Consider the following 6,086-nt stretch of genomic DNA (forward strand, 5'->3'; position numbering starts at 1 on the left):
GATGAAAATCGGATTCCCAGCACGGGGCGGCCAGGTTCAGGCGGCCGCGACGAGCCGCAGGATGACCGGGCCGGTCGTTCGCGCCGTGTCGGGCCCGGAGGTCAGGTGAAAATGGGGCGTGCAATAGCTGGAGCCCGGGCGCCGGGGATGACCGCAGAAGGCGATCAGCTCCCCGTCCTTGTCCCCTCCATACGGATAGCGGCAGTCGCCGGGTTCGAGCGCGAGCAACGGGACCAGCCGCGGCCGGATCCCGACGCAGCGCAGCTTGACCGGTTCGGCCGGCACGAGGGGCGGCTTGAACGCCTCGCCTTTCCCCGCAGGGTTTGGCGAGAGCTGCGGGAACAATCCATTCGGCAGATGCGGCGCGATCGGCGGAGCTGGCATCTGCTTGGTCGCAGCGAGCCCCATCCGCTTGGCCCGCCCGATCACCGCGTTTCGGCTGTAATTCGTTCCAAATCTTGCGTTAATCTCCTTGCCGATCTCCGCGAAAGACAATCCCTTGAGAAAATAGTCGCGCAGCGCGTCGGAATGCTCCGACGCCCAGTTGCCCGGTTCCATGCTGTCTTGCCCTGTGATGCGCCCCATCTGGTCCGAACGACGCTCTTGAGGCGAGACATACTTTCCGATATTCCGAAGACGATGTCAATCTAGAATTCTGATATTCGTAATAGATAATTCCGAATTTCGGTTTAAGGTTGTCACGAAGCTGGACAAACGAGGGAAATCACCATGCTGGACGCGACGATGATCGAACGGGGCCTGAAGCGGTCAGGCAAGAGCAAGGGCGGGCTGGCCCAGGCCATGGGCGTCCGACCGGGCGCGGTCTCCGAAATCCTCGGCGGCGAGCGCCTGGTCAAGGCGTCGGAAATCCTCCCGATTATGGAATACCTTGAGCTCAATCTCTCGCCGATCATGGGCCGGGTCGGCGCCGGCGCCGTGATCGAGCCGGAATATGAGCAGGTCCCGCCGGAAGGACTGGGCGACATCGTGCTGCCCTTCCCGATCATGGAGGAGACCGTCGCCTTCGAGGTCATGGGCGATTCGATGCTGCCCAAGTACGAGAACGGCGACGTGATCGTGGTCTACAAGGAGCAGCGTTTCCCGCTGTCGAGCTTCTATGGCGAAGAGGCCGTGGTCCGGCTGAAGACGGGGGAGCGCTATCTGAAGACCATCGAACGAGGCAAGACCCCCTCGGTCGTCAATCTCGCCAGCTTCAACGCCAAGCCGATCGTCGGCGTGAAGCTGGAGTGGGTCGGCGAAATCTGCCTCACCATGCCCAAGGGCCAGCTCGAGCGGCTGCGTGCCAAGTCGGCCCGCGCACGCAAAGGCAAGGGCAAGTAACGCGCGGCCTGCCCGAGACCACAGAGCCTCGATTTCCGATTTTTGGAAGTCGAGGCTTGACTATATTCTTATTTTCCGAAATACTGCGGTTCGCCTTGAGGCGGGCTGGGAATCTGGATGCAGTATTTCGTCGTGATGATCGACTATGGTCGCCGCGGCCGCGAAGCGGTCGTCGACCCCGAAGTCACCCGGCGCGAGGTCGTCTCGCGCGTCGCCTCCGGTGAATACGGAAACATCTGCTTCATCCACGAAATCAGCGGGTCCGCGGTCGAGGACGTGACCGAGGATATCCTCACCCAGGCCGCACTGCCTGAGGTTGCGCCTGACGTGGTCGATCTTCGGGCGGCCCGCTTCGATCATGCCCGCGACCTGCGCAAGCACGAACGGACGTGAGGCAGGCCGCAAGCGGCCTGCATCACCATCCGATCTGGCATTATACCAGCAGCACGGTCGATCCCGTGGTTTTGCGTCCAGCTAGATCGGCATGCGCCTTCGCCGCATCCTTCAGCGGATAGGTCTGGTGGACCTCGATCTTGACCGCGCCGGACTTCACGACGTCGAACAGCTCACCCGCCATCGCCACCAGGTTCTCGCGCTTCGCCGCGTAGGTGAAGAGCGTCGGACGGGTAACGTAGAGCGAGCCCTTCTGCGCGAGCAGCCCGAGATTGAGCGGCTCGACCGCGCCGGAGGACTGGCCGAACAGCGCGACGACACCGAGCGGCGCGAGGCAGTCCAGTGACTTCAGGAAAGTGTCCTTGCCGACGGAATCATAGACGACCGGCACCTTCTTGCCGCCAGTGATCTCGTCGACGCGCTTCACGAAATCCTCGCGGGTATAGATGATGACGTGGTCGCAGCCGTGAGCTTTGGCGAGCTTGGCCTTATCGTCGTTGCTCACCGTGCCGATCACTGTCGCGCCGAGATGCTTCGCCCACTGGCTCAGGATCAGGCCGACGCCGCCCGCAGCCGCATGCAGCAGGACGGTGTCGCCCGCCTTCACGCGATAGGTCTGGCGGATCAGATACTGCGTCGTGAGTCCCTTCAGCATCATCGCCGCCGCGGTCTTGTCGTCGACGCCATCGGGCAGCTTCAACAACCGGTCGGCCGGGATCAGCCGCGCCTCGGAATAGGCGCCGAGCGGCGAGGCGCCATAAGCAACGCGATCACCCGGCTTCAAATCGGTCACGCCGGGTCCGACTTCCTCGACCACACCGGCCGCCTCGCTGCCGAGCCCGCTCGGCAATTGCGCGGGATAGAGACCCGAGCGGTTGTAGATGTCGACGAAATTGAGACCGACCGCGGTGTGACGGATGCGCGCCTCACCCGGACCGGGCTTGCCGACCTCGACTTGTTCCCAAACCAGGACTTCCGGACCTCCGGTCCTGTGAAAACGAATGGCATGCGTCATGGGTTTTTGCTCCCTTATTGTTGGAGTGTTCGCCGAAGAAGCGGGTTGGGCTGTGAAATAGGCATTTAGTCCGCCCGTTACAGTACAGAGACGTTACAAGAATGTCACAGCGGTGGACAAACGCCCGCCGTTCCGCCTCTGTTCGAAAGAGTTGATGACGGCGCTTACGCCACCGGCGGTAGATTCTGCGCGGGGTTTGGTGGTCGCCTGCGAAGGAGAGCCGAGATGCCAGCCTATGTACAGCATCATCAGGACATCGAGATCGCGCCTGTAATTTGCCCCAGCTGCATGGGGTTCCTGCCAATGTATGTGCGCGAGGTCGAGCCGCATTGGAGCCTCGCCAAGATCGACTTCGTCTACGAATGCGCCGATTGCGGCGGCGAGTTGCGGCAGACCATCCGGAAACCTGAGCTGCTGCGTCACTGATCGAGACACCCGAGCCTGCGCTCGCGTATTTGCGCTGAACGGAAAAATGCCGTCAGCGCAATGTGTTCCCCGATAATCGAGGCTTGTTCTTTGTCCGGAAGGGGGGCAGAACAAGCCTCGAAAAGACCATCGGGAGCGCCCATTCGTGGCTGATCAGAAGGCCTCGACCTCGATCGAGGCAGTGGAGAGCGGCCTCGCCGCGCAAGGCTATATCGCAAGCCGGCAGATCGCGACCGCGGTCTATCTGTCGCAACAGATCGAGAAGCCGATCCTGGTCGAGGGTCCCGCCGGCGTCGGAAAGACCGAGCTTGCCAAGGCGATCGCCGCCTGGCGCGGCATGAAGATGATCCGCCTGCAATGCTACGAGGGCCTGGACGAGGCCAAGGCGCTCTACGAGTGGAAATACGCCAAGCAGCTTCTCTACACCCAGATCCTGAAGGACAAGCTCGGCGAAGTGCTCGGCGGCGCGCAGACTCTGCACGCCGCGCTCGACCAGTTGCATGATTTCGGCGACGTGTTCTTCTCCAAGGAGTTCGTCGAACCGCGCCCGCTGCTACAGGCCCTCGAGCAGCCCGGCGGCTGCGTATTGCTGATCGACGAAATCGACAAGTCCGACGCCGAGTTTGAATCGCTGCTGCTGGAGATCCTGTCCGATTTCCAGGTCACCATTCCCGAGCTCGGCACCGTCTCGGCGATCACACCGCCGACGGTGATCCTCACCTCCAACAGCGAGCGCGATCTCGGCGACGCCTTGAAGCGGCGCTGCCTGCACCTGCACATCGGTTTTCCCGAGCAGCGGCTCGAGGAGCGCATCGTCGAGAGCCGCGTGCCCGGAATCTCGCAGACGCTGCGCCGGCAGATGGTCGGCTTCATCCACGAGATCCGCACGCTGGACCTGAAAAAACTGCCGTCGGTCAGTGAGACCATCGACTGGGCGCGCGTGCTGGTGCTGCTCCAGGCCGGCGAGCTCGACAGCGAGATCGTCAAGGACACGCTCAACGTGCTCCTGAAATACGAGGCCGACATCGAGGCGGCGGCGCCCCACGTCACGACGTTCATTGCCAAGGTGGCGCGGTCCAACGTCTTCGGTTGACGCCGATGCGGGAGAACCTTCATCGCTTCTTTCGTGCGGCACGCGGCGCCGGCGTCCACGTCTCGCCCGCCGAAAGCATCGACGCGATGCGCGCGGTCGCGCAGGTCGGCTTTTCCGATCGCGACATCTTGCGCGATGCGCTGCTGCTGACGCTGGCAAAGTCGCAGGACGAGAAGCTCGCGCTCGGCGACTGCTTTGATCTGTTCTTCAGCCAGCCGGAGCGGCGGCAGGAGCAGGAGGCCAACGACAATGATGCGTCTTCGAAGGACGGTCAGCCGCCCTCCCCCGACGCGGCCAATGACGCGGGCGGCGGTCAGCCCACCGAAGGCCTGGGTCCGCTGGCGCAAATGCTTCTGTCGCAGGACCGCAACGCGATCGCGACCGCCATTGCCAGCGCGGCCGGCGCGGCGTCGCTGTCCAACATCCGCTACGCCACCCAGCGCGGGATATTTTCTGGCCGCATCCTCGACGCGATGGGCCTTCAGCGCCTGCGCGACGATCTCGACGACCTGACCGCGGCCAACCCGTCGCTCGCCGAGCGTCTGCGTACAGCGCTCGAGGGCTTGCGCGAAGCCGTCCGCGACACGGTCTCGCAGGGTCTCGCGCTCTATGCGCGCGAGGAGGCCGAAAACCTGCGCAACGAGATCTTGCGCAATGCGCCACTGGCCCGAATCGAGCCGCGCCAGGTCGAAGAGATGCGCGCGCTGATGCGCAAGATCGCGCGCCGCCTGCGCGAGCGTTACTCCAAGCCGCGCAAGCGCCAGCGCCGCGGACATCTCGACGTCCGCCGCACGCTGCGCCGCAACGCCGCCTGGGGCGGCGTGCCGTTCCTCACGGCCTGGAAGCGCAAGCACCGCGACCGGCCGAAGATCGTCGCGCTGTGCGACGTCTCGGGCTCGGTTGCCCGCGTCTCCGACTTCTTCCTGCTGCTGATCCACTCGCTGCACGAGGTGGTCGACGACGTCCGCTCCTTCGCGTTCTCCTCGCATCTGATCGAGGTCAGCAACATCCTGGAATCGAACTCGCCGGAAGTTGCGATGGCCGAGATCATGTCCAAGGTCGGCTTCGGCTCATCCGACTACGGCTCCTCCCTCGACGACTTCGAGCATGAGTTCATGAGCACGCTGACGCCGCAGACCACGGTCATCGTGCTGGGCGACGCCCGCAGCAACAATCTCGATCCGCGCGCCGACATCTTGCGGCGCATCTCCGAGCGCTCGAAGCGGCTGGTCTGGCTCAATCCGGAGGGCCGCATGGTCTGGGGTTTTGGGGACTCCGAGATGCCGCGCTACGCGACATTTTGCAGCGTGGTGCGACAATGCGCCACCGCGCAACAGCTCGAGCGCGCCGTGTCAGATATCGTGGCAAGCTATCAGTAAACCCGTGAAGGTCCGCTAGCTGGCGATTGCGTGCAAATCGCCGTGAGCCAGATTGCACTCGCGAAAGTGATAGGCGATCTCGTCGAGCGCGCGCTGCTCCCACTCCTCCGCCTGCGCGAGCCAGAAACCCCGGCGATTGGAATCCAGCGCCGCCCGTTCCCGGCAAAAGGATTCCTGACCGCGAATTTCCACCAGCCTGTTCATGCACTCCACTCCTGCCGCGTGAAGTCATTCCCCGCGACTCAACGTAACAGAGTCTTGAACGGCTTGTCTCATTTTCCTGTGCACATCGCAGCGCGGAATGGGGCAACCCTTCTTCCCGTGCACTGCGGCAATTCGCAACGCACCATCAACTCCGGATCATCAAGAGGTGATCGAATATCGGGACGATATCCGCATGCGCGCGATCTTAACTATTGTGGCGCAAATGATCTGCGGC

The 6,086-nt window shown here is 63.2% G+C and carries 8 protein-coding genes; 5 read left to right on the forward strand and 3 right to left on the reverse strand.

The features are described from left to right. Positions 1 to 36 precede the first annotated feature (36 nt). Positions 37 to 558, reverse strand: coding sequence for a GcrA family cell cycle regulator (locus Q2941_RS35890; RefSeq protein WP_458195426.1), 522 nt, complete (start codon positions 556 to 558; stop codon positions 37 to 39). Between the two features lie 171 nt (positions 559 to 729). On the opposite strand from Q2941_RS35890, the gene Q2941_RS35895 reads away from it, so the two are divergent. Next, positions 730 to 1,341 carry a S24 family peptidase gene (locus Q2941_RS35895; RefSeq protein ID WP_027528414.1) on the forward strand — a complete coding sequence of 204 codons (612 nt, stop codon included), beginning with the start codon at positions 730 to 732 and terminating at the stop codon, positions 1,339 to 1,341. Positions 1,342 to 1,458: 117 nt separating this feature from the next. Next, positions 1,459 to 1,734: a hypothetical protein gene (locus Q2941_RS35900; protein WP_458195427.1), complete on the forward strand. Its 276-nt coding sequence runs from the start codon at positions 1,459 to 1,461 to the stop codon at positions 1,732 to 1,734. Between the two features lie 40 nt (positions 1,735 to 1,774). Here Q2941_RS35900 and Q2941_RS35905 read toward each other — a convergent pair whose 3' ends face one another. Continuing rightward, positions 1,775 to 2,749 (reverse strand): quinone oxidoreductase family protein, encoded by a 975-nt coding sequence (locus tag Q2941_RS35905; RefSeq protein ID WP_254111473.1) that lies wholly within the window; start codon positions 2,747 to 2,749, stop codon positions 1,775 to 1,777. A gap of 225 nt (positions 2,750 to 2,974) precedes the next feature. Here Q2941_RS35905 and Q2941_RS35910 point away from each other — a divergent pair, with 225 nt between their 5' ends. The 3 genes from Q2941_RS35910 to Q2941_RS35920 all read left to right on the forward strand — a co-directional run bounded on the left by Q2941_RS35910 (position 2,975) and on the right by Q2941_RS35920 (position 5,647). Next, positions 2,975 to 3,175: a hypothetical protein gene (locus tag Q2941_RS35910; RefSeq protein WP_027528411.1), complete on the forward strand. Its 201-nt coding sequence runs from the start codon at positions 2,975 to 2,977 to the stop codon at positions 3,173 to 3,175. 145 nt (positions 3,176 to 3,320) lie between these two features. Beyond that, positions 3,321 to 4,268, forward strand: coding sequence for an AAA family ATPase (locus Q2941_RS35915; RefSeq protein WP_458195428.1), 948 nt, complete (start codon positions 3,321 to 3,323; stop codon positions 4,266 to 4,268). 5 nt (positions 4,269 to 4,273) lie between these two features. Then, the gene (locus tag Q2941_RS35920) at positions 4,274 to 5,647 is read left to right on the forward strand and encodes a vWA domain-containing protein (protein WP_458195429.1); all 1,374 of its coding nucleotides are present in this window, start codon (positions 4,274 to 4,276) and stop codon (positions 5,645 to 5,647) included. Between the two features lie 15 nt (positions 5,648 to 5,662). On the opposite strand, the gene Q2941_RS35925 is transcribed toward Q2941_RS35920, so the two are convergent. Continuing rightward, positions 5,663 to 5,851, reverse strand: coding sequence for a hypothetical protein (locus Q2941_RS35925; protein ID WP_254111472.1), 189 nt, complete (start codon positions 5,849 to 5,851; stop codon positions 5,663 to 5,665). Between the last annotated feature and the right edge of the window lie 235 nt (positions 5,852 to 6,086).

Source organism: Bradyrhizobium sp. UFLA05-153, from assembly GCF_054185185.1.

What these genes read in the sequence shown, in the direction of transcription:
- Q2941_RS35890 (WP_458195426.1), bottom strand. Translation starts at nt 558, where the DNA reads ATGGAACCGGGCAACTGGGCGTCGGAGCATTCCGACGCGCTGCGCGAC.
- Q2941_RS35895 (WP_027528414.1), top strand. Translation starts at nt 730, where the DNA reads ATGCTGGACGCGACGATGATCGAACGGGGCCTGAAGCGGTCAGGCAAG.
- Q2941_RS35900 (WP_458195427.1), top strand. Translation starts at nt 1,459, where the DNA reads ATGCAGTATTTCGTCGTGATGATCGACTATGGTCGCCGCGGCCGCGAA.
- Q2941_RS35905 (WP_254111473.1), bottom strand. Translation starts at nt 2,749, where the DNA reads ATGACGCATGCCATTCGTTTTCACAGGACCGGAGGTCCGGAAGTCCTG.
- Q2941_RS35910 (WP_027528411.1), top strand. Translation starts at nt 2,975, where the DNA reads ATGCCAGCCTATGTACAGCATCATCAGGACATCGAGATCGCGCCTGTA.
- Q2941_RS35920 (WP_458195429.1), top strand. Translation starts at nt 4,274, where the DNA reads ATGCGGGAGAACCTTCATCGCTTCTTTCGTGCGGCACGCGGCGCCGGC.
- Q2941_RS35925 (WP_254111472.1), bottom strand. Translation starts at nt 5,851, where the DNA reads ATGAACAGGCTGGTGGAAATTCGCGGTCAGGAATCCTTTTGCCGGGAA.